This window comes from Gordonia sp. (in: high G+C Gram-positive bacteria) (genome assembly GCF_047600565.1).
Classification (GTDB): Bacteria; Actinomycetota; Actinomycetes; order Mycobacteriales; family Mycobacteriaceae; genus Gordonia.
This window is the reverse complement of the sequence record NZ_JASGKN010000001.1, coordinates 1,807,603-1,829,788: the sequence shown is the minus strand read 5'-3', so window position 1 is coordinate 1,829,788 and position 22,186 is coordinate 1,807,603. Positions and strand designations below refer to the sequence as shown.

At 68.8% G+C, this 22,186-nt stretch carries 18 protein-coding genes and 1 pseudogene; 11 read left to right on the top strand and 8 right to left on the bottom strand.

Translation table 11 applies throughout. The annotated features are described in order from the left end of the window. Positions 1–156 precede the first annotated feature (156 nt). From QM774_RS08915 to QM774_RS08895, 5 genes and pseudogenes are all read left to right on the top strand, one after another. Complete coding sequence (locus QM774_RS08915; RefSeq protein WP_414975537.1) at positions 157–1,719, top strand: cytochrome ubiquinol oxidase subunit I; 1,563 nt, start codon at positions 157–159, stop codon at positions 1,717–1,719. Positions 1,720–1,730: 11 nt separating this feature from the next. Further along, the gene (cydB, locus tag QM774_RS08910) at positions 1,731–2,825 is read left to right on the top strand and encodes a cytochrome d ubiquinol oxidase subunit II (protein WP_414975536.1); all 1,095 of its coding nucleotides are present in this window, start codon (positions 1,731–1,733) and stop codon (positions 2,823–2,825) included. After that, complete coding sequence (cydD, locus tag QM774_RS08905) at positions 2,822–4,564, top strand: thiol reductant ABC exporter subunit CydD (protein ID WP_414975535.1); 1,743 nt, start codon at positions 2,822–2,824, stop codon at positions 4,562–4,564. The genes cydB and cydD overlap by 4 nt, the downstream gene beginning before the upstream one ends. Next, positions 4,561–6,316 (top strand): annotated as a pseudogene (gene cydC / locus QM774_RS08900) (thiol reductant ABC exporter subunit CydC). The gene cydD and the pseudogene cydC overlap by 4 nt, the downstream one beginning before the upstream one ends. Positions 6,317–6,488: 172 nt before the next feature. Next, positions 6,489–7,334 (top strand): hypothetical protein, encoded by an 846-nt coding sequence (locus tag QM774_RS08895; RefSeq protein ID WP_414975534.1) that lies wholly within the window; start codon positions 6,489–6,491, stop codon positions 7,332–7,334. Positions 7,335–7,468: 134 nt separating this feature from the next. Here QM774_RS08895 and QM774_RS08890 read toward each other — a convergent pair whose 3' ends face one another. The 4 genes from QM774_RS08890 to QM774_RS08875 all read right to left on the bottom strand — a co-directional run bounded on the left by QM774_RS08890 (position 7,469) and on the right by QM774_RS08875 (position 10,542). Continuing rightward, positions 7,469–8,185 (bottom strand): FABP family protein, encoded by a 717-nt coding sequence (locus QM774_RS08890; RefSeq protein ID WP_414975533.1) that lies wholly within the window; start codon positions 8,183–8,185, stop codon positions 7,469–7,471. Positions 8,186–8,419: 234 nt separating this feature from the next. Beyond that, complete coding sequence (locus QM774_RS08885) at positions 8,420–8,725, bottom strand: DUF1416 domain-containing protein (RefSeq protein WP_414975532.1); 306 nt, start codon at positions 8,723–8,725, stop codon at positions 8,420–8,422. A 5-nt stretch (positions 8,726–8,730) separates the two neighbouring features. Next, complete coding sequence (locus tag QM774_RS08880; RefSeq protein WP_414975531.1) at positions 8,731–9,570, bottom strand: sulfurtransferase; 840 nt, start codon at positions 9,568–9,570, stop codon at positions 8,731–8,733. Positions 9,571–9,660: 90 nt separating this feature from the next. Continuing rightward, positions 9,661–10,542 (bottom strand): DUF2993 domain-containing protein, encoded by an 882-nt coding sequence (locus QM774_RS08875; protein ID WP_414975530.1) that lies wholly within the window; start codon positions 10,540–10,542, stop codon positions 9,661–9,663. A gap of 90 nt (positions 10,543–10,632) precedes the next feature. Between QM774_RS08875 and QM774_RS08870 the strand changes: the two genes are divergently transcribed. The 6 genes from QM774_RS08870 to pstB all read left to right on the top strand — a co-directional run bounded on the left by QM774_RS08870 (position 10,633) and on the right by pstB (position 16,326). Then, positions 10,633–11,367 (top strand): winged helix-turn-helix domain-containing protein, encoded by a 735-nt coding sequence (locus tag QM774_RS08870; protein ID WP_414975529.1) that lies wholly within the window; start codon positions 10,633–10,635, stop codon positions 11,365–11,367. A gap of 58 nt (positions 11,368–11,425) precedes the next feature. Next, positions 11,426–12,352, top strand: coding sequence for a mycothiol synthase (gene mshD / locus QM774_RS08865; protein WP_414975528.1), 927 nt, complete (start codon positions 11,426–11,428; stop codon positions 12,350–12,352). 144 nt (positions 12,353–12,496) lie between these two features. Next, positions 12,497–13,564, top strand: a complete 1,068-nt coding sequence (gene pstS, locus QM774_RS08860; protein WP_414975527.1) for a phosphate ABC transporter substrate-binding protein PstS — start codon at positions 12,497–12,499, stop codon at positions 13,562–13,564. A gap of 17 nt (positions 13,565–13,581) precedes the next feature. Next, complete coding sequence (gene pstC, locus QM774_RS08855; protein ID WP_414976626.1) at positions 13,582–14,637, top strand: phosphate ABC transporter permease subunit PstC; 1,056 nt, start codon at positions 13,582–13,584, stop codon at positions 14,635–14,637. 1 nt (position 14,638) lies between these two features. Next, positions 14,639–15,547 (top strand): phosphate ABC transporter permease PstA, encoded by a 909-nt coding sequence (gene pstA / locus QM774_RS08850; protein ID WP_414975526.1) that lies wholly within the window; start codon positions 14,639–14,641, stop codon positions 15,545–15,547. Positions 15,548–15,549: 2 nt separating this feature from the next. Beyond that, positions 15,550–16,326: a phosphate ABC transporter ATP-binding protein PstB gene (gene pstB, locus QM774_RS08845; protein WP_414975525.1), complete on the top strand. Its 777-nt coding sequence runs from the start codon at positions 15,550–15,552 to the stop codon at positions 16,324–16,326. Between the two features lie 253 nt (positions 16,327–16,579). Here the strand turns inward: pstB and phoU are convergent, their stop codons facing one another. The 4 genes from phoU to QM774_RS08825 form a co-directional block, all read right to left on the bottom strand. Then, positions 16,580–17,245, bottom strand: a complete 666-nt coding sequence (gene phoU / locus QM774_RS08840; protein ID WP_414975524.1) for a phosphate signaling complex protein PhoU — start codon at positions 17,243–17,245, stop codon at positions 16,580–16,582. A gap of 115 nt (positions 17,246–17,360) precedes the next feature. After that, positions 17,361–19,772, bottom strand: a complete 2,412-nt coding sequence (locus tag QM774_RS08835; RefSeq protein ID WP_414975523.1) for an LCP family protein — start codon at positions 19,770–19,772, stop codon at positions 17,361–17,363. Between the two features lie 86 nt (positions 19,773–19,858). Then, a complete protein-coding gene (gene dusB / locus QM774_RS08830; protein WP_414976625.1) occupies positions 19,859–20,944 on the bottom strand; it encodes a tRNA dihydrouridine synthase DusB in 1,086 nt (361 codons plus the stop codon). 206 nt (positions 20,945–21,150) lie between these two features. Continuing rightward, positions 21,151–22,149 carry an acyl-ACP desaturase gene (locus QM774_RS08825; protein WP_414975522.1) on the bottom strand — a complete coding sequence of 333 codons (999 nt, stop codon included), beginning with the start codon at positions 22,147–22,149 and terminating at the stop codon, positions 21,151–21,153. Positions 22,150–22,186: the final 37 nt, after the last annotated feature.

The following is a 22,186-nucleotide window of genomic DNA, read 5'->3' as shown; positions in this document are numbered from 1 at the left end:
GTCCGCCGCTGTGATGCCACCCACCCGGGCCTTTGGTCCCGAACGGGTTCTCTATCCCGTCGCAGCGCCGTAACGTGGTTCTCGGCGTACTACCTACGGTAGTAAGCCGCGGTGCCGCAGCCCCGGCACCGCGGAGACCTGAAACGGGAGACACGAGTGAACCTCGTCGACATCTCACGGTGGCAGTTCGGCATCACCACCGTGTACCACTTCATCCTGGTGCCGTTGACCATCGGTCTGGCACCGATGATCGCCATCATGCAGACGGTGTGGTTCCGCACCGGCAACGAGGCCTGGCTCCGCGCCACCAAGTTCTTCGGGAAGGTCTTCCTGATCAACTTCGCCCTCGGCGTCGCGACCGGCATCGTGCAGGAGTTCCAGTTCGGCATGAACTGGAGCCAGTACAGCCGCTTCGTCGCCGACGTGTTCGGCGCACCCCTCGCCTTCGAGGCGCTCGTCGCCTTCTTCCTGGAATCGACCTTCCTGGGTCTCTGGTTCTTCGGCTGGAAGAAGCTCCCCAAGGCCGCCCACCTGGCATCCATCTGGCTGGTCGCCATCGGCGTCACCGCCTCGGCGTACTTCATCATCGCCGCCAACTCCTTCATGCAGCACCCGGTGGGCATCGAATGGAACGACAAGCTGGCGCGCCCCCAGATGAACGACTTCCTGGCCGTGCTCACCAACAACACGACGATGCTGGCGTTCCCGCACGTCGTGCTCGGTGCCTGGCTGACCGCCGCCACCTTCGTGGCCGTCGTCTGCCTGTGGTGGCTGGCCCGCAACACCTACCGGGCCAAGCAGTTGCAGGCCGGTGACGCACCGGTCACCACCGCGCCGAGCCAGGCCGGCGTCGACGCCGACGGGCTGTTCGCCGACAACAAGGCGCTGTGGCGCCCGGTCGCCAAATTCGCGCTGTGGACCGTGATCGTCGCCGGCGTCGGCCTGATCATCACCGGTGACATGCAGGCCAAGCTGATGTTCAAGCAGCAGCCGATGAAGATGGCCGCCGCCGAATCGCTCTGCGACACCGAAGTCGGTGCCGGCTTCTCGGTGCTGAGCATCGGCCGCCAGAACAACTGCGACCACATCGAGCACGTCATCACCATCCCGAACATGCTGTCCTTCATGGCCGACAGCGACTTCCACAGTGAGGTCAAGGGCGTGCGGCAGCTGCAGGAGGAGTACACCAAGGCGTTCGCCGACGGCGGCGTCCAGATGCAGGGCCAGAACTTCGCCCCGAACCTGTTCGTCACCTACTGGAGCTTCCGCGCCATGATCTTCTGGGCGCTGGGTTCGGTGATCGTCGCGCTCGGCGGTCTCTGGTACCTGCGGAAGGGGCGGATCGAGGTGCCCAAGCGCTTCGGCACCATCTGCCTGTGGCTGCTGCCCACCCCGTTCCTCGCGAACGCCTCGGGCTGGATCTTCACCGAGATGGGCCGTCAGCCGTGGGTCGTCGTCCCCAACTGGGCGAACCCCGACCAGGCCGACCCGCTCAAGGTGCACATGCTGGTCCAGGACGGTGTCTCGCTGTCCAACTCGGCCGGCTCGGTGCTGGCCACCCTGATCGGTTTCACCGTCCTGTACGGCGCACTCGGCGTCGTCTGGTTCATGCTGGAACGCCGCTACGTGCTGGAAGGCCCGGACGCCCCGGGTGATCCGGACGAGGCCGACGGCGTCGACGACTCCGAAGAGAGCGACAAGCTCTCCTTCGCGTACTAAGGAGTACTTCGATGACTCTGGAGACTTTCTGGTTCATCCTGATCGCGGTCCTGTTCACCGGGTACTTCGTGCTCGAGGGCTTCGACTTCGGTGTCGGCATGCTGATGCCGTTCCTCGGACGGTCGCATGAACGCGATACCGACCCGCTGGCCGGTGACAAGCGTCGCCGTCTGATCATCAACACGATCGGCCCGGTGTGGGACGGCAACGAGGTGTGGCTGCTCACCGCCGGCGGCGCCATGTTCGCGGCGTTCGGCGGCTGGTACGCCACCCTGTTCTCGGGGTTCTACCTGCCGCTGTTCCTCATCCTGGTCGCCCTGATCATCCGCATCTGCGCGATCGAGTGGCGCGCCAAGATCAACGACCCGAAGTGGCGCGCCTGGTGTGACGCCGGCATCGGTATCGGCTCGTGGATCCCGGCCATCCTGTGGGGTGTCGCCTTCGCCAACATCGTGCGCGGCGTACCGATCGAGATGCAGGGCCCCAACCACGTGTACACCGGCGGATTCTTCAACCTGCTGAACCCGTACGCACTGCTGGGCGGCCTGACCACCCTGTTCGTGTTCCTGACGCACGGAGCGATCTTCATCGCCCTGAAGACCAAGGGCTCCATGCACGACGACGCCCAGAACCTGGCGGCGCGGCTGGCGATCCCGACGGTCGTCGTCGCCGGCGGATTCCTTCTGTGGACCCAGCTGGCCTACGGCAAGGACTGGACGTGGGGGATCTTCGCGGTGACCGTCCTGGCCGCGGTCGCCATGCTCGCCGGCACCTGGCTGCGGCGCGAGTGGATCGCGTTCATCGCCAACGCCGTCGCGATCGCCGGCACCGTCGCCCTGCTGTTCTGCGTGCTGTTCCCGAACGTCATGCCGTCGAGCATCAGCGACGCCTTCAACCTGACGACCACCAACTCGTCGTCGAGCCACTACACGCTCGTCATCATGAGCTGGGCGGCTGTCGTCATGACGCCGATCGTGATCGGATACCAGGCATGGAGTTACTGGGTGTTCCGGAAGCGCCTCTCGATCGAGGACGTGCCGGACGTCGCGGCGGGCCTGTCGCCGAGCGCCGGCACCGAGGCGGCGGAGACGACCGCGCCGCGGTGACCGACACCGTCTCCGACGACGCGACCGATCCAGCGGGGGCCCGACGGCCCCCGCTGGATCCGCGTCTGCTGAAGTACTCGCCGTCGGCGCGCTGGTACGTCGCCGTCACCGCCGTCTTCACCGCGGCCACCGTCGTGGCACTGCTGGTGGCCGCGTCGAACCTCGCGGGCCTGCTCTCCGAGATCATCACCGACCCGTCGACACGGTCGCTGCACGCCCAGGCCACGCATCTGTGGATCCTGGGTGCGGCGCTCGCCGTCCGGGTCCTCCTCAGCTACCTGTCGGGCCGCTACGCGCACCGTGCCGCGCTCGGCACCATCGCCGAGCTGCGCTCGCAGGCCGTCGACACCCTCACCGACCCGGCCCGCACGTCGCCGCGGGTCCTGCTCGGCGAGCGGGAACGGGCCCTGACCGTCGCCCTGCGTGGTCTCGACAGCCTCATCGACTACTTCGCCGGCTATCTGCCCGCCCTCGTGTCCACGGTGCTGATCACACCGGTCGTCATCGCGGTGATCGCCTGGGTCGATTGGCCTTCCGGACTGATCGTGCTGATCACACTGCCGCTGATCCCGGTGTTCATGATTCTGATCGGCCTGGTGACCCGGGACCGGACCGAACGCAAGCTCGCCTCCATGGCGACCTCCACCAGCCGTCTCATGGACCTGCTGACCGGACTGCCCACGCTACGGGCCCTCGGCCGCGCGCACGGTCCGGCGGCCCAGGTCCAGCGACTGGGCCAGAACCTCCGCACCTCCAGCATGTCGGCGCTGCGGGTCGCCTTCCTGTCCGGCACCGCACTCGAACTCATCGCCACGCTGTCGGTCGCGCTCGTGGCCGTCGACATCGGTGTGCGGCTGGTGCACGGTGACATGACCCTGTACGCGGGTGTCCTCGCCTTGATCCTGGCGCCGGAGGCCTACCTTCCGCTGCGGCAGGTGGGTGCCCAGTTCCACAACTCCGAAGACGGCATGGCCGCCGCCCGCGAGGTCCTCGGCTTCATCGACGACCCGGATACGGCGCCCGTCCGCAGCAGCGGGGACATCGCCGTCGACGTCGCCGGTGCGACCATCACGCTCGACGGCGTCGGCATCGACGGGCGCGACGGCTGGGCCCCCCGCGGACTCACCGCGGCGATCGCACCCGGCGCCGTGACCGTCCTGACCGGCCCCAACGGCAGCGGCAAATCGTCGGTGGTGTCGGTGATCCTCGGACTGCTGCCGCCCGACGAGGGATCGGTGACCGTCGGCGGCACGGCCCTGACCGACGTCGACATGGACGGCTACCGATCACAGATCGCCTGGCTGCCGCAGCACCCGGTGATCGTGCCGGGCACGGTCGCCGACAACCTGTCCCTGTTCGGCGTGCCCGAGCGGACACGACTCGACGACGCCTTCCGGGCCACCGGCTTCGATCTCGTCCTCGCCGAACTTCCCGACGGGGAGGACACCGAACTCGGTGCCGGGGGAGTGGGCCTGTCCGCCGGACAGCGCCAGCGCCTCGCCCTGTCCCGTGTCCTGGCCGACCCCGCCGCACTCCTCGTCCTCGACGAGCCGACCGCGCACCTCGACGAGGCCAGCGAGACCGCCGTCCTGGCCGCGGTGGCCGCCCGCGCCGCCGCGGGAACCACCGTCCTGATGGTGGCCCATCACGACACCGCGGTGTCCGGTGGCGACGTCGTCGTGCAGCTCGGTGCTCCCGAAACCTCTGCCCCCGAAACCGTTGCCGGAGGGGACCGATGACCGCCGCGACCGCGACGCCCGCACCGGCCGCCGGGGGCCGCGACCCGCTGATCCGCGCCCTCCGCTTCGTCGGACTCGGAACCCGGCCGGTGTTCGTGTCGGTGTTCTTCGGCGCCGCCGGCGCCCTCTCCGCGCTCGGTCTGGCCGCCCTGTCCGCGTGGCTGATCACCCGCGCCTGGCAGATGCCGCCGATCCTGTACCTGCAGGTCGCCATCACCTCGGTGCGTGCCCTCGGCATCTCGCGGGCCCTCTTCCGCTACCTCGAACGGCTCGCCACCCACGACACCGCGCTCGACGCGATGGCCGTCGCCCGCGAAAAGATCTACAGCGTCCTCGCCTCCGGGCCGCCCGCCTATTCGGTGGGTCTGAGCCGGAGCCGGTTGCTGGCGCGCACCGCCGACGACGTCGACGCCATCGGCAACGCCCTCATCCGCGGCCTCATCCCGATGGCCGTCTCCGCCGTCACCTCCCTCGCCGCGGTCGCCGTCATGGTCGCGGTGTCGCCGCTGGCCGCCGGGATTCTGGCGATCGCACTCCTGGTGAGCGGTGTCGTGGCGCCCGCCCTGGCGGCGCGGGGATCGTCCCGGACGATCGACGACGGGGCCCGCGCCCGCGAGGACGTGGCCGCCGAGACCACCGCCCTGCTCTGGCACGGACCCGAACTGGCGGTCGCCGGCCGTCGCACCGCCGTCCTCGACCGGCTCTCGGCCGCCGACCGGCGCGTCGCCAAGGCCACCGATCGCGGCGTCGCCTGGCAGGTGGCCGCGCAGGCCGCCACCCCGCTCGCCCTCGGTGTGAGCGTGGTGGCCGCCGCGCTGATCGCCGTGCATCTCGGCGTCGGGCCTGCCCGGATCGCTGCAGGACGTGTCGTCGATGGACACCCGGTGGACGCCGATGCTGTTCGGCGTGCTCGTGCTGTTGCCGCTGTCGTCGTTCGAGACCACCGGACCGCTCACCGAGGCCGGGATCGCGTGGGAGAAGGGCCGTCAGGCGGCGCGCCGCGTGATGGGACTCGTCGACGAGGCGTCCGCCGAGAACGGCGGCGGTGCGCCGTCGGAGATCGATGAGGCCGCCGACCCGGTGATCGACTCGTCCCCGGCGACCCTGGCCGCGACCGGTCTGCAGTGGGGCTGGGACCGTCCGCTGGGACCGTCGGCCGGGCTGGATCTGACTGTGGCGCCGGCGCAGCGCGTCGTGGTCGTGGGCCCGTCGGGCTGCGGTAAGTCGACGCTCCTGTTGACTCTCGCCGGGCTTCTCGACCCGCTCGGCGGCACCGTCGATGCCACCCACGCCGACGGTACGGGCGTCCCGTTGCGCGACAGTGCGTGCTACTTCGCGGAGGAGGCGCACCTGTTCTCCACGTCGGTGAAGGAGAATCTGCTGGTCGCCCGCGGCGATGCCACCGACGAGCAGATCGGCGCCGTCCTGGACCAGGTGGGACTGGCCGACTGGGTGGCCGGACTGCCCGACGGTGTCGACACCGAACTGGCCGGGGGCGGGCAGGCCCTGTCCGGCGGCCAGCGCCGGCGTCTGCTGCTGGCCCGGGCGATCCTGCATCCGGCGCCGATCGTTCTGCTCGACGAGCCGGCCGAACACCTCGACGCCGACGACGCCGCGGGTCTGGTCGGCGGCATCTGCGCCCGGGACGGCCTGTTCGGTCCCGACCGCACCGTGGTGCTGGTGACCCACCAGCACGCCGACGTCGCCGTCGCTGCCGGCGCCACCCTACTGACCCTGGCCGCCCCCGCCTGACCCTGCTGCACCGCTGCACTGCTGCGGGGCTGCCGAACCCCGCCGACCGCCCGCCGAACCCCGCTGACCGTACTGCCCCGTATAGCGCGCATGAGCGTCGTATACGACGTGAGTGCTGCTCGACGACGAAACGGGGATGCCTCCGGAGCGGGCTGATCCTAGAGTGAGCGCCATGGAGTGGACGCCGGATGTGTCGGCCGGCGACTGGATCGCCGAACGAGTCGAGCACTCATTCACGACGATGCACGGTGTGGTGCCGCGCGGCTTCGAGGCGTACGCCCGCATCTTCCATCCCGCGACGGCACAGACACTCCACGGCGAGCCGCGGCGGGCGCCCTATTCGGAGTTGAGTCGCGATGAGGTGATGGACATCGCCTCGCGTACGACCACCGAGCCGGCGACGTGGGCGCAGGCCGCCGACGCGTTCGGCACGGTCATGCATCCAGAAGCCCAGTGGGGCGACCTGGTGAAGTGGTCTGGGCGCGCGGGCGACTTCGTGAGCCCGATGGAGGCGCCGGACGACAGAACCTTCGAAGCCCCGCACGTCGGTCACCCTCCGGCCGCGCCGGTGACGTCCCTCGCCGCAGTCCTCGAGTCGTTCACAACGACTGCCGAGGACGTCTTCGTCGGCGTCTGGGAGGGGCGAGGCGGTGTCCAGGGTGGAGACGATCGCGAGGGTGCGCTCAGCCGGGAGGTGACCGACGGTCCGCGCCTCCAGTTGCCCGGTCGCGGGCACATCGTGTTCCGCGGTGCTCTGAGCGAGTTCCGTGCAGACGACTGGATGGACCACATGCCGTGGAACGATCATCCACTCGGCCTTCTTCAGGAGGCGCCCACTCTGATCTGGCCGGCCGATCACGCGTGGGCGGTGGTGAGCGAGATCGACTTCGACTCCACCATCGTCGGCGGGACGCAGAAACTGGTCGACGCGGTCTGCTCGACGGACGGCCTGGAGGCACTGCCGATCCGGGAGGGTGCGTCGCTGACCTACGACGCCGACACAATCAACCGACCCTGAAATGCACTGTCGTCTGTCCCTACTGCCCCGTATAGCGCGCTTCATCGTCGTGGAAGCGACGAGCGACGCTATACGGGGGAGTAGGGACAGCAGGACAGGAAAGGGGCTCAGGGAGGGGCGCTCGCCGGGACAGCTCAGCCGATGACGCGCTTGAGCTTCGCCGAGAGGCGCGGCGTCAGATCGCCGTCGTTGTCGATGCGTTCCTCGACATAGGCGAGATCGCCGTCCGGGACGAGCCCGTACAGGCGCTTCGCGGCACCGGTGTGGGCGCCCGACTGGGTCTTCAGGGTGACGTCGGTGGTCAGGTTCCACGACGTCTGGTTCAGCGGACGGCCGTAGTAGAGCTCGATGGACCCCTCGGCGTGCGACACGAGCAGCTCGATGGTGTCGTCGTCGGTGATCCGCCAGAAACCGTTCTCCCGCAGATCCGGGCCGGTGCACTCGCCATCGGCGTCCAGCTTCCAGGAACGGGACTGCCAGATCAGGTACGGGCCGCCGTCATGGCTGATGATGATCTGCTGGCCGAACGGGTAGTCGTCGCCGGTGATCGGGTCGTGGCCCTCGCCGTCGCCCTCCCACACGCCGACCAGCGGCAGCAGCCCCAGCAGAGCCGGGTTCAGTTCCGGGCCCAGACGCAGATTGGCGGTGTCGTCCGGCAGCGGCACCTCGCCGATCACCGGGAGATTCTTGCCGCCGGTCTCCTCGGCGCGCGCGGCGGCCTGCTCGATCGCCTCGTTGCCCGACCGCAGCGCGGGGGCGTCGTCGGAGACGGCGGCGGCCTCCGCACCGTCGACCGCGGAGTCGTCGGTGGGGGCGTCGTTCTCAGGAGCGCTCTGCGGGCTGTCGCTCACGGCAGTCGATCAGGACTCGTCGGTGACGAGACGGTACAGAACGTACAGCGCGAACCAGACGATCAGCAGCGAGGCGAGTCCCAGCAGGACCTCGAAGAAGATGACCATGCACTGATCGTACCGCGCGCCCCGCGGCGCTCCGAGCCGACCGGTCCCGATATGGCGAATCCCACCCGATGCACGAACCCCGCCCGCCCTCGAAGGGCAGACGGGGTCCGGCGTGAAGCGACCGTGTTACTTCGCGACGGTCACGTCGTTGTTGTGGACGCCGGGGCCCTCCGGGGTCACGGTCACCTGACCGTTGCCCTGGGAGCTCAGCGCACGAAGGGTCCAGGTGCCCGGTGCGGCGAAGAACCGGAAGTCGCCGGTCGCCGACGCGACGACCTCGGCGGTGAACTCGCCCGAACCGTCGAGCAGACGCACGAAGGCGCCCGGAACCGGATTGCCCGAACCGTCGAGGACCTGACCGGTCAGGACGGTCTCCTTCTCGACGTCGACACCTGCGGGCAGGGCCTGGCCCTGCTTGGGAGCTGCGCACATGATTCTTACTTGCCCTCTCCGAGCTCGACCGGCACGCCGACCAGCGAACCGTACTCGGTCCAGCTGCCGTCGTAGTTCTTCACGTTCTGGTGGCCCAGGAGCTCCTGCAGCACGAACCAGGTGTGGCTCGAACGCTCACCGATACGGCAGTAGGCGATGGTCTCCTTCTGTCCGTCCAGACCGGCGTCGGCGTACAGCTCGGCGAGCTCGTCGTCGGACTTGAAGGTGCCGTCCTCGTTGGCGGCCTTGCTCCACGGCACGTTGATGGCGCCGGGGACGTGACCCGGACGCTGGCTCTGCTCCTGCGGGAGGTGAGCCGGGGCCAGGATCTTGCCGGAGAACTCGTCCGGGCTGCGCACGTCGACGAGGTTCTTGACGCCGATGGCCGGCTCGATCTCGTCGCGGAAGGCGCGGATGTCGTTGTTCGGGGCCTGCGCGGTGTAGGTGGTGGCCTCGCGGGTCACAGCGTCGGTGCTCAGCGGGCGACCGTCGAGCTCCCACTTCTTGCGGCCGCCGTCGAGCAGCTTCACGTCCTGGTGGCCGTACAGCTTGAAGTACCAGTAGGCGTAGGCCGCGAACCAGTTGTTGTTGCCGCCGTACAGGACGACGGTGTCGTCGTTGGCGATGCCCTTCTCGCTGAGCAGCTTCGAGAACTGCTCCTGGTTCACGAAGTCGCGGCGGACCGGATCCTGCAGATCGGTCTTCCAGTCGAGCTTGATCGCACCGGGGATGTGGCCGGTGTCGTAGGCCGAGGTGTCCTCGTCGACCTCGACGAACACCACCTTCGGGGTCTCCAGATTCTGCTCAGCCCAATCGGCGCTGACCAGGACGTCTTCGCGTGCCATGTTCAGATCCTTTCCAAGATCGTCGATCCCGTCCCCAAGGATTCCGGGGAGGATGTGGCCACGACGTTAGACGAACCGCGGGTGCCGAAATCAGTACGTGATCGGCGTCCGGGTGCCCCCGCCGGTGTCGCCGGCCAGCACCATGTCGCTTCCGCGGGAGAAAGCCCTGGTAGGAACGGTGTTCCAGGCGAGTGGAACGACCGGCAGGGTGGTTGAGAAGAGTTTAAGTACCGCTGCGTTAAACTCCGCCGGCACGTCGTCGGAGAAGTGTTCTTCGGGCCCGGTGTACAGCTTCGTGGCCTCGATCCGGAGCCGTCCGTCGGCCACCGAGACGTTCGCCGAGACGCTCACCTTGACCTTCGGGAAGCGATATTCCTTGGCCGACGGCGGATACTGCCCGTCCTTGGCGGGCGAACCCGGCAGCGGCACGGTTCCGCTCAGCATGATTCCATCCGTCCGCTCGAGCAGCCCGTCGCCGGGTCCGCCGCCGCCCACCTTGCCCTCCGGGGCCGGAGTGTTGATGTAGAGGTCGACGATGTTCATCAGGCGGCCCAGGTTCACCGAGTCGATCCGGGTCTCGGCCTTGAGCGCCCCGAACCGGATCGGGGTCTGCGGTTCCAGCGTGAACACGTCGCCCAGGATCGCGTCGTGCAGGTAGGCGTCGACGTCCACATGGCAGGCGCCGCGATCGGCGCAGCCGCCGACGGAGGCGCCGCGGGCGCTGACGTGCACGGTGGGGAAGTCGCCGGTGTGCGCACGGGTCGCGAACGGTGTCCCGCTCATCGTCACCTCGGGTTCGTAGGTGAGCGTCGGCGAGGTCTGCAGCGCCTGCGCCAGCCGATGCTCGGCCCGCGACGCCGCGAACGTGTCGCCCAGAAACGCGACTCCCACGGCCACGACCAGCGCGATCACCAGCCATGCGAGTGGCCGACGCAACCGGCTGACCAGGGAGATGTGGGATGAAGGAGACATTGCCGCTATTCTGTCAAAAGAGTTATAGGTGCTGCGACCAGCGTCGATCGACAGCCCACAACGAAGGCCACCCTAGATTGGAGTGGTGAAGTGGACCTGTTGCTGTTGACCGCTGAGAGTTCCGCGGAGACGGTGTTGCCGTCGTTGTCGCTTCTGGCGCACCGCGTGACCCTTCTCCCTGCGGACACCTCGTCCCTCATCGAAGCCGGCGACGCCGAAGTGGCGCTCGTCGACGCCCGACGCGATCTCGCCGGTGCGCGCGGCCTGTGCCGTCTGCTCCAGGCGGGCGGCAACGTCCGCGTGGGCGCGATCGTCACCGAAGGCGGCCTGGTCGCGGTGAACGCCGACTGGGGGATCGACGACTTCCTTCTCCCGGAGACCGGACCGGCCGAGCTCGACGCCCGGCTGCGGCTGCTCGCCGCCCGCGGTGCCGGCGACGCCGAAGCCAACCCCGACCGGGTGACGCTGGGCGACCTCGTGATCGATGAGGCCACCTACACGGCGCGTCTGCGCGGTCGCCCGATCGACCTCACCTACAAGGAGTTCGAGCTCCTCAAGTATCTGGCGCAGAACGCCGGCCGCGTATTCACGCGCGCCCAGCTGCTGCACGAGGTGTGGGGCTACGACTTCTTCGGCGGCACCCGCACCGTCGACGTCCACGTGCGACGTCTGCGCGCCAAACTGGGATCGGACCACGAGTCGCTGATCGGCACCGTCCGCAACGTCGGCTACAAGGCGGTCCGGCCGGCCCGCTCCCGGGACGAGGCCGACGACGACGGCGCGGAGGTCGCCGACGACGAGGACCTCGCCGAAACGGCCGGCTGACCTCTGTCCGCTCGTCGGTCGGCGGCGGTGTGTCACCGGTCGGCGTTAGCCTGAGGCGGTGAACGCTCAAGCCGCCCCCGCCCGCACCGTCCGCGGGGCCCTGCACGGGCCCGACGCCGACCGCGTCGACGACGTCACTCGTCGTGCGCTCGCCGCCGACGGGGTGGCGCCCCTCTCCGAACAGGCGGTTCTCGCGATCCGGGAACCGGGCACGGTGCATGTGCTCACCGAGCACGGCTATGCGAACCTCGTCGTTCCGCCCGCCGGCGGCGCTCCGGCCATCGAACTCGTCGTCGACCCCGACCATCGCGGCCGCGGTGAGGGCGGGGCTCTCCTGGATGCGGCGCTGGAGGCCGGAGGCCAGGGTCGCGGCGACGACCGCCCCCAGGTGTGGGCGCACGGCGACCTGCCGGCGGCCGCCGCGCTGGCCCACTCGCGCGGTCTGAGCCGCGTCCGGGAACTGCTTCAACTGCGCCGCTCCCTGACCGCCGGCGGGGGAACGCCGCTGCCGCCGGCGCCGCAGCGGGACGACGTGGTGATCCGGACGTACGCGGGTCCGGCCGACGACGCCGAGATCCTGCGGGTCAACAACGCCGCCTTCGACTGGCATCCCGAGCAGGGCGGCTGGGACCGTGCCCAGATCGACGAGCGCACCACCGCCGACTGGTTCGATCCGGCCGGGCTCTTCCTGGCCTTCGCCGCCGACGACCCGTCGACGCTGCTGGGCTTCCATTGGACCAAGGTGCACGACCCCGCCGACGACCACTCCGGCCCGATCGGCGAGGTGTACATCGTGGGCGTCGACCCGGCCGCACAGGGACGCGGGCTCGGCGGCCTCCTCACCTCGGCCGGCCTGGCCTACCTGGACGCCCGCGGCCTGCCGGAGGTGCAGCTGTACGTCGAAGGCGACAACGACGCAGCGCTGGCCACCTACCGGCGTCTCGGATTCGAGCGTTACGCGGTGGACGCGGCGTACCGCCGCTGACAGGCAGGTGAACAGCGGATGGCCGGGTTCGCCGACCCGGTCGCCGATGTTTGATTCCGGGTCACCTCGTGGCCGGTTCGCCCTCACCGGGCGTCGATAGCTTTCGAAGCGACGACAACGCTATCGAAAGGTCATCGACCCCTCATGTCTGCACACATCACCCGTTCCCGCGCCATCGGCGCCGCCGCTCTCGCCGCAGCCGCCGGCCTGGCCCTGACCGCCTGTGGAGGCAGCAGCTCCGACTCGGTGTCCATCACCGGCGAGGGTTCGACCGCTCAGCAGAAGGCCATGAAGCACTTCGGCGACGTCCTCACCGACAACGACGGCCCGGTGCTCGACTACACCGGCTCCGGTTCGGGCGACGGTGTCAAGAAGTTCCTGAGCGGTGACGTCGACTTCGCCGGCTCCGACTCGGCCCTCAAGGACGACGAGGTCGCCCAGGCCAAGACTCGCTGCGGCGGCAACGACGCCTGGAACCTGCCGATGGTCGCCGGACCGGTCGCCATCGCCTACAACCTCCCCGGTGTGGACAAGCTGACGCTCAACGCGTCGGTGCTCGGCCAGATCTTCGACTCGAAGATCGCCAAGTGGAACGACCCGAAGATCGCCGCCCTCAACCCGGGCGTCAACCTTCCGGACGTGGCCGTCGTGCCGGTGCACCGCACCGACAGCTCCGGCACCACCGACAACTTCACCCGCTTCCTGAACGTCGCCGCTCCGGCCGACTGGCCGCACGAGCACTCCAAGGAGTGGGCGGGTGCCGGTGGTTCGGGCGCCTCCAAGTCGACCGGTGTCGGTGACACGGTCCAGAAGACCGCCGGCGCCATCACCTACGTCGAGTGGGGCTTCGCCACCGAGAACAAGCTCGGTGTCGCCAACCTCGACTTCGGTGCCGGCTCCACCGCACTGACCGCCGAGACCGCCGGTGCCGCGCTCAACGCCGCCACCTTCAAGACCCCGGGCAGCAAGGACCTGGCCGTCGACACCGACGCCCTGTACAAGCTGTCGGCGCCGGGCGCCTACCCGCTGGTCCTGACCACCTACGAGATCGTCTGCTCGGCCGGCTACAAGGATGCGGCCACCGCCGACAGCATCAAGAAGGCCTTCACCCTGATCCTCGACAAGGGTCAGGACGGCCTGGCCGATCTCGGCTATGTCCCGCTGCCGCAGGCGTTCCAGACCAACCTGCGCGGTTCGATCGACGCGCTGTGAGTTCGTCCGACCTCACTCTGACCCCGGCGACGGCCTCCGTCGCCGGGGTCGGTGGTGACCTCAACGAGGGAGAGACCGTGACCGTCAGCTCGGTCCTGCCCACCAGTCCGCCGGAGGATCCGTCCGAGCCGCAGGGCGCCTTGACCACCGTGTCGCGCACCGGCGACAAGGTGATGCGGATCCTGACCACCGGTTCGGGTCTGCTGGTGTCCTCGGCCATCGGCCTCATCGCCGTGTTCCTGCTGATCACCGCCATCCCGGCCCTGGTCAAGAACACCGCCAACTTCTTCACCTACACGGGCCCGTGGGTCGTCTCCGGATCGGAGATGAAGTTCGGTATCGCCTCGCAGTTCTACGCCACCGTGCTCGTCTCGGTGATCGCGCTGCTCATCGCCATGCCGGTCGCCCTGGGCATCGCCATCTTCGTCACCGAGTACGCGCCGAAGAAGGTCGCGAAGCCCATCACCTACGTGGTGGATCTGCTCGCCGCCGTGCCGTCGATCGTCTACGGCCTGTGGGGCATCCTGGTGCTCGGTCCGGCACTGGTCGGCATCAACCGCTGGCTGGTCGATCACTTGAGCTTCCTGCCGTTCTTCCGCGAACCGCAGAACGTCGCGAACATGTCGACCGGCGGCACCATGCTGACCGCCGGCATCGTCCTGTCGGTGATGATCCTTCCCGTCATCACCGCGGTCACCCGCGAAGTGTTCGCCAAGACGCCGACCTCGCAGCGCGAGGCCGCCCTGGCTCTCGGCGCCACCAAGTGGGAGGTCGTGAAGACGGCCGTCATGCCGTTCGGCTTCTCCGGCTACATCAGCGGCTCCATGCTCGGCCTGGGCCGTGCGCTCGGCGAGACGATGGCGCTGCTGCTGATCATCTCGACCGTCGGGCCGATCAACTTCAACCTGATGGAGAGCGGCCAGACGTTCGCGACGGTCATCGCCAACAACGCCTCCGAGTTCGATTCCCCGGCCAAGACCGGCGCCTACATCTCGGCCGGCCTGGTCCTGTTCGTCCTCACCTTCATCGTGAACGCCGCGGCGCGCGGTGTGATCGCCCGAAAGGGGGCCTGAGATGACGACGACCGACCTCGGCGTCTCGCCCGACCACGTGCCCAGCGGAGTCGAGCATCTGACGTCCGCGTCGCCGCGACGGCGCTTCACCGACAATCTGGCCCGCGTGCTGGTGACCGGATCGGTGCTGCTGGCCGTGCTGCCGCTCGGCTGGCTGGTGTGGACCCTGGTGTCCCGCGGCATCGGCCCGATCACCGACATCGACTGGTGGACGCGGTCGGAGCGCTACAACGGTGCCGCGAACGCGATCCTCGGCACCCTGCTGCAGACCCTGCTGGCCGCGGTCATCTCGATCCCGCTCGGCATCCTGGTGGCGATCTTCCTGGTCGAGTACGCCGACCAGAACTCGCGTCTGGTGAAGATCACCACCTTCATGGTCGACGTTCTCTCCGGTGTTCCGTCGATCGTGGCCGCGCTGTTCATCTTCGCGGTCTGGCGGACCACCCTCGACCTGCCCCGTTCAGGCTTCGCGGTAGCGCTCGCGCTGGTGCTCCTGATGGTGCCGCTGGTGGTGCGCTCCACCGAGGAGATGCTCAAGATCGTGCCGTTCGAGCTCCGGGAGGCCGCCTACGCGCTGGGCGTCCCGAAGTGGAAGACCATCCTGCGGGTGGTCCTGCCCACCGCCATGGGCGGCATCATCACCGGCGTCATGCTGGCCATCGCCCGCGTGATGGGCGAGTCGGCGCCGGTCCTGATCCTGGTCGGCGCGAGCCGTGCCATGAACTGGAATCCGTTCGAAGGCAACCAGCAGTCCCTGCCTCTCATGATGTTGCAGGAATACAACAGCGGCCCCTCCGGCTACGACACCGTCTGGGGCGCCGCACTCACCCTCGTGATCCTGGTCGCGATCGTCTATGTGGCCGCGCGCATTCTGGCGCGGTTCACCGGGACCAAGTCGGAAAGAAACTGAACATGGCAAAGAGCCTCACCCTCGACGACCTGAACGTCTACTACGGCGACTTCCATGCCGTGAAGGACGTCTCGCTGACGATCGAGCCCCAGTCGGTGACCGCCTTCATCGGCCCGTCCGGCTGCGGCAAGTCGACCGTCCTGCGCACCCTCAACCGCATGCACGAGGTCACTCCGGGCGCGTACACGACCGGCAAGGTCATGCTCGACGACCTGGACCTGTACGGCAAGAACGTCGATCCGGTCGGCGTCCGCACCACCGTCGGCATGGTCTTCCAGCGGCCCAACCCGTTCCCGACCATGACGATCCGCGACAACGTGGTCGCCGGTCTGAAGCTGGCCGGGGTCCGCGACAAGGCGCGCCTGGACGAGGTGGCCGAGACCAGCCTGCGGGGCGCCAACCTGTGGGACGAGGTCAAGGATCGCCTCAACAAGCCGGGTGCCGACCTGTCGGGCGGTCAGCAGCAGCGACTCTGCATCGCGCGGGCCATCGCCGTCTCGCCGCAGGTTCTGCTGATGGACGAGCCGTGTTCGGCACTCGACCCGATCTCGACCCTGGCCATCGAGGACCTGATCAACGAGCTGAAGAGCAAGTACACGATCGTCATCGTCACCCACAACATGCAGCAGGCGGCCCGCGTCAGCGACCAGACCGCCTTCTTCAACCTCGAAGCGACCGGTATGCCCGGGCAGCTGGTGGAGGCCGGCCCCACCAAGGAGCTGTTCCAGAACCCGCAGCGCAAGGAGACCGAAGACTACATCTCGGGCCGCTTCGGCTGATCGCCGGACGCCCGCGATCTGCGGAGAGCGGAGACCCCGACGGAACACCGTCGGGGTCTTCTGCGTTCCGCGTTGGGTGCGCACCCTGATTCGGGCCGCGCGGCCGGACTGAGGGTGCGCGCGGGCAGGCACTGCCAGAAAGTGGCGGCCTGGCCACCTCTGAGGGAAGATTGCCCTCGGCGTGCCCGTGAGCGCCACTTTGTGGCGGCGCCGTCACTTGCCCCTCGCCGCCGGACTCGCGGAGATCGGAGGATCAGGCGTTGGCGGCGGTGAGCTGCTCGGGGGTCTTGCCGGTGGCCTGGAAGACGACGCGGCGCGCGATCGACACGGCGTGATCGGCGAAGCGCTCGTAGTAGCGGCCCAGGAGCGTGACGTCGACGGCGGCGGCGACACCGTGCTGCCAGTCGCGGTCCATCATGACCGTGAACAGGTGACGGTGCAGGTCGTCCATGGCGTCGTCGTCCTCCATGAGGGCGAGGGCGTCGTGGTAGTCCTGGCTCTCCAGCACCCGGTGGGCGCCGGCGGCGAGTTCGACGGCCAGGCGGCCCATCTCGGTGAAGTAGCCGGCCACCTCGTCGGGCAGCACCTTGAACGGATGGCGGCGGCGCGCGATCTTCGCGACGTGCAAGGCCAGAGCACCCATGCGGTCGATCTCGTTGACCAGCTGGAAGCCGGAGACGATGGATCGAAGATCGCCGGCGACCGGAGCCTGCAGCGCCAGCAGCTCGAACGCCTGCTCCTCGGCCTCAGCGGACCGCTTGGTCAGCCGATCGTGCTCGGTGATGACCTGCTCGGCCAGCTCGAGGTCGGCCTCGAGGAGGGCGGTGGTGGCCTGCTCCATCTCGGCCCCGACCGTCTCGCACATCTCGCCGAGCACGGCATTCAGGGCGGCCATCTGCTCCTGGTACGCGTCACGCATGTCGACAATCGTACGTTCGCTCAGACGAGGAGAAACGGACATGCGAGTGACCGCGATGTGAACTCTCACCAACCGATCCGTGACGCCGTCGCCGGACCGCCGGTGCGGGCCGGGATCAGGAGCAGGTGGTGTCGCCGGCGTTGGTGACCGCGAGATCGTTCGGCAGATCCGAGTTGGTGTTCGCCGGCGGCAGCTGGCCCACCGAGAGGGTGCTGCCGGCCGACGCGGGACTGGTCATCTCGTCGACGCCGGTGAAGTCCTTGCCCAGGATCACCTCGACACCCACCTTGACCGTCTTGTCCTCCTGGATGCGCGCACCCGGGATCATCTTCGCGACGGTGGCCGCCGAATCCTGCTCGCCGGGGCCGTACCGGACCACCGTGTCGTCGCGCTTGGTGGAGGCGTCGGCGACACCCGGAACGGTGAAGTCCTCGGAGATCAGCTTGTTCATCACATCGGTGGCCACACCGGTCTGACCGGAGCCGTTCAGCACGCGGACGGTGGTGTTGCTCGGGTACTGGGCGGTGGCGTCGACCTGCGAGGCGGTCTGCTGCTTCGGCGCGCTCGTGGTGCCGCCGTCGGCCTTCTTGTCGCCGTCGTCCTTCTTGTCGCTGCTGGTCGGCTTCTTCTCGCCGGGCAGCGGCTTGTCGTCGATGATCGCGTTGAAGATCGCGTTGATGTCGTCGGTGCGCGGGATCTCGTTGTTCTCGCCGTCGGTGGTGGTGCCGGCCGTCGGGATGGTGATGAACGTGACCGCACCCGCATCCATGCCCTGCATCGAGTCGGCCAGCTGGATCAGCGAGTCGGTGTCGACGTTGTCGACGGTCGAGTACTTGATGAACGTGTTGACGATCCGGTTCATCTTCGCCGGATTCTTCAACACGTCACCGGACAAGGCGCCGCGCAACAGCGAGGACATGAACAACTGCTGGCGCTTGATGCGGCCGTAGTCGCCGTTGCCCTCCGCCGAGATGTTGCGGGCGCGCACATAGTTGAGGGCGCGGCGACCCTTCAGCTTGTAGGTGCCCTTCTTGCGCAGGATGTAGCCGAGCTCGTAGTCGTACAGCGGCACCGTCGAGCACACCTGCACGCCGCCGATCACGTTGACGACCTTCTCGAAGCCCTCGAAGTCCATGGCGATGAAGTGGTTGATCTCCAGGCCGCTGATCTGCGTCAGCGTCTTGACCAGGCATTTCGGTCCACCGACGGCGTACACGCTGTTCAGCTTCACGCCATCCTCGCCGGGCAGCATGGTGCCGTCGTAGCCGCCGGTCTTGGAGTCCCATTCCTCACATTCGGGACGGTCGACGGCCAGGTCGCGCGGCCACGACACGGCGACCACACGGCTGCGGTCGGCCGGCACGTGCACCAGCAGGACGGTGTCCGAACGGATGCCCTCGACCTGCGACGAGTCTCCGGCACCGAGGTCGCCGTTCTTGCCGGCGCGCGAATCGGTACCGACCACGAGATAGTTCTCGTCGCCGTACTGGGCATCCTTGTTGCGGATGTTCTTGTCGTTGGTGTTGAGCGCCTTGGTCAGGTTCCAGCTGTTGTTCCAGCCGCGCTGGATGCTCCACACGTAGCCGGTGCCGACCAGAGTCAGGACGCACGCGAGGCTGAGCAGCACCCGGCCGGTACCGGCGAAGATCCGGCCCCGGGTCATCGGCCGGCGCGTGCGGCGCTTCGGAGTCGCCTGCGACTTTCGCTTGGCGTTCGCGGTCTTGAGGGCCCCCGTCAGGTCGGGGGTCGGCTCCAGCGGGCGGCGCCGGCGCCGGACGGCGCTGTCGTCGTCGGCGGGCAGTTCGTAGCCGCCGGTGTCGGGGGTCGGGGCCGGCGCCGGTTCGGCGGCGACGTCCTGGTCGGTCCAGCCCCGCGTCTCGCGGGTGACCCGCTCGTGGGTGCGCGCCTCGGACAGGTCGACGGCGGGCGGCTGCTCGGTGACCGGCGGAATCAGCTGCGTCGACTCGTGCGTCGGCTGCTCGACGGGGGGACGCGGCGGCTCGGGTGCGGCCGGCTGCTGACCGGTGATCGGGGGCAGGGCCGGCGGCGGCGGGGTCTGCCGGCGAGGACGGCGCGGCGGCTGCGGCACCGGCGTGGCCGGCGGCTGCGGCTGCCCGGCGGGTGGCTGGTAACCCTGCGGCGGGACCGGAGGTTGGTAGCTCGGCGGGGCCTGCGGCGCCGCCGGAGGCTGGTAGGCCTGCGGCTGCTGCACCGGCGGCTGTCCGGCGGGCGGCGGCACCGGCTGTCCGGGCAGACCCGGCTGCGGATACTGCGGCGCCGGAGGCTGCTGGCCGGGTACCTGTTCCACACCCATCTGCGCCATCAGCTCGCGGACGGTCAGCCGGCCGCGACCCGGGATGCGCTGCTCACGGGCGGACGGTTCGCGCAGCCCCTCACGCTGGGAGGGCTGCGGGTCGCCGAAGCGGGCGCGGAAGTCGTACGACTGCGACGTTCGACCGGCGCGCCGAGAACGCCGCGCAGGCCCCGAGGGGCGATCCGGCGGCGTGCCGGGCTCGTCTGAAGTCACTGGTCGTCCTTTGCGTGGGCTGGAGATATCGTAGTGGTTGCACCTGAGAACGTTCTGTGCCGCGGTGCAGGGAAGTGGCGGAGGTCTCAGCCTCCCGAATGCATGATCTCGGCGCCCTCCGGCACGATGTCCTCCTCCGGATCATCCAGCCAGCCCTCCGGCAACACCACCTGCGAGGGTGATCCCTGCCGGCCGCGCGGGCCGTGACCGTCGTCGGGGAACGGCGCGTCGGCGGGCAGGCCGTCGACCAGGTCCCGCAGGTCGGCGAGCGTCGTCACCAGGCTCAGCTTGGATCGGACGTCCGAGCCGGCCGGGAAGCCGCGCAGATACCAGGCGATGTGCTTGCGGATCTCCCGCATGCCCTTGTCCTCGCCGTGGTGGGCGGCGAGCAGTTCGCCGTGCCGGTACATGATGTCGCCGACCTCGCCGAGGTTCGGTGCCGCCGGCGCCGGCAGACCGCGCAGGCGGGCCGACAGTTCGGCGAACAGCCACGGCCGACCGAGGCAGCCGCGGCCGATCACGACGCCGTCGCAGCCGGTGCGTTCCATCATCGCGATCGCGTCGTCGGGTTCGAAGATGTCGCCGTTGCCCAGCACCGGGATCTGCGTGACGTGCTCTTTGAGCCGTGCGATCTCATCCCAGTCGGCGGTGCCGGAGTAGCGCTGCGAGGCGGTCCGGGCGTGCAGGGCGACGGCGGCGGCACCCTCTTCCTGGGCGATCCGGCCGGCGTCGAGGTGGGTGTGGTGGTCGGCGTCGAGCCCGATACGGAACTTGACGGTCACCGGGATGTCGGTGCCTTCGGTGGCTTTGACGGCTGCGGCGACGATGTTGCGGAACAGCCGGCGCTTGTAGGGGATGGCGGAGCCGCCGCCGCGCCGGGTCACCTTCGGGACCGGGCAGCCGAAATTCATGTCGATGTGGTCGGCGAGATCCTCGTCGACGATCATCTTCGCGGCCCGGTAGGTGTACTCGGGATCCACCGTGTACAGCTGCATGGACCGCGGCGTCTCCGACGGATCGAACGCGGTCATGTGCATGGTGACCGGGTGGCGCTCGTAGAGGGCGCGGGCGGTCACCATCTCGCAGACGTACAGGCCGGAGACGGTGCCGGTGCGGGCCAGCTCCAGTTCCCGGCACAGCACGCGGAACGCGACATTGGTGACGCCGGCCATCGGCGCCAGGACCACCGGGCTGGGCAGTTCGATCGACCCGATCCGCAACGGCTGACCAGTCCCTGACCAGGGGGTATTCGGAGACTTCGGGTCGTTTCCGGCGCCGGGCAGCAACGAACCGGCGCCCTCGGTGGTGACCGAGGGCGCCGGCTGTCGCAGAGTTTCGGTGCTCAGCAAGATCTCCGTACGTTCGTGCGCTCCGCGCGTCAGGACGCCTTGGCGGCCTTCTCGGCCTTGGCGGCCTCGCGGGCGAGGGACCGGTCGCGCATCTCCTCGAAGCGGACGACGTCCTTCTCGAGCTGCTCCAGGAAGTCGGCCAGCTCCTCGCGGGTCTTCTCGCCCTCCGGGCCGAAGTCGTCGCGACCGAAGACGTCCCACTTCTTGAGGACCGGCATGACGACCTCGTCCTTGTGCTGACGCAGGTCGTAGATGCCGTGCTTGGCCATCAGGACGCCGTGGCGACGGAAGTTCGGCATGCCGGCGCCGGGCATCTGGAAGTTGGTGACGATGTCGGTGACCGCGCGCAGCGTCTGATCCGGGGCGAGGTCCATCGCCGCGCCGGTGATGTTGCGGTAGAAGGTCATGTGCAGGTTCTCGTCCGCCGCGATGCGCTGCAGCATCTTGTTGGCGATCGGGTCGTTGCAGGCGCGACCGGTGTTGCGGTGGCTCACCTTGGTGGCCAGCTCCTGGAAGGTCACGTAGGCGACCGAGTGCAGCAGGCCGAGTTCCTCGGCGTGCTCCTGCATCTCGGCGATGCGGTCCGGACCGGCGGCCAGCTCGGGCGAGTAGCCGTTGGTCATGTGGATCATGCGCGCCTCTTCGAGGGCGACCGGGTCGACGCCGCGGGTCACGACCAGGTAGTCGCGCATGACGATGCCGTGGCGGTCCTCCTCGGCGGTCCAGCGACCGACCCAGTGGCCCCAGGCGGAGTCCATCGAGAAGTTCTCGGCGATCACGCGGTGGTACGAGGGCAGGTTGTCCTCGGTGAGCAGGTTGGTGATCATGGCGGCCTTCGCGACCTCGCTGAGCTCACCGTGCTCTTCGTTGTAGTCGTCGCCGCCGAGCGGAGCGTAGTTCTTGCCCTCGTCCCACGGGACGTAGTCGTGAGGGTTCCAGTCGCGGGCCACCTTGAGGTGTCGGTTGACTTCCTCCTCGGCGGCAGGCGAGAGCTCCTGCAGCAGCTCCAGTTGCGAGAGCTTCTTCATCGGATCACTCCTCTGATCGGGGGCGTACTGGCCCACG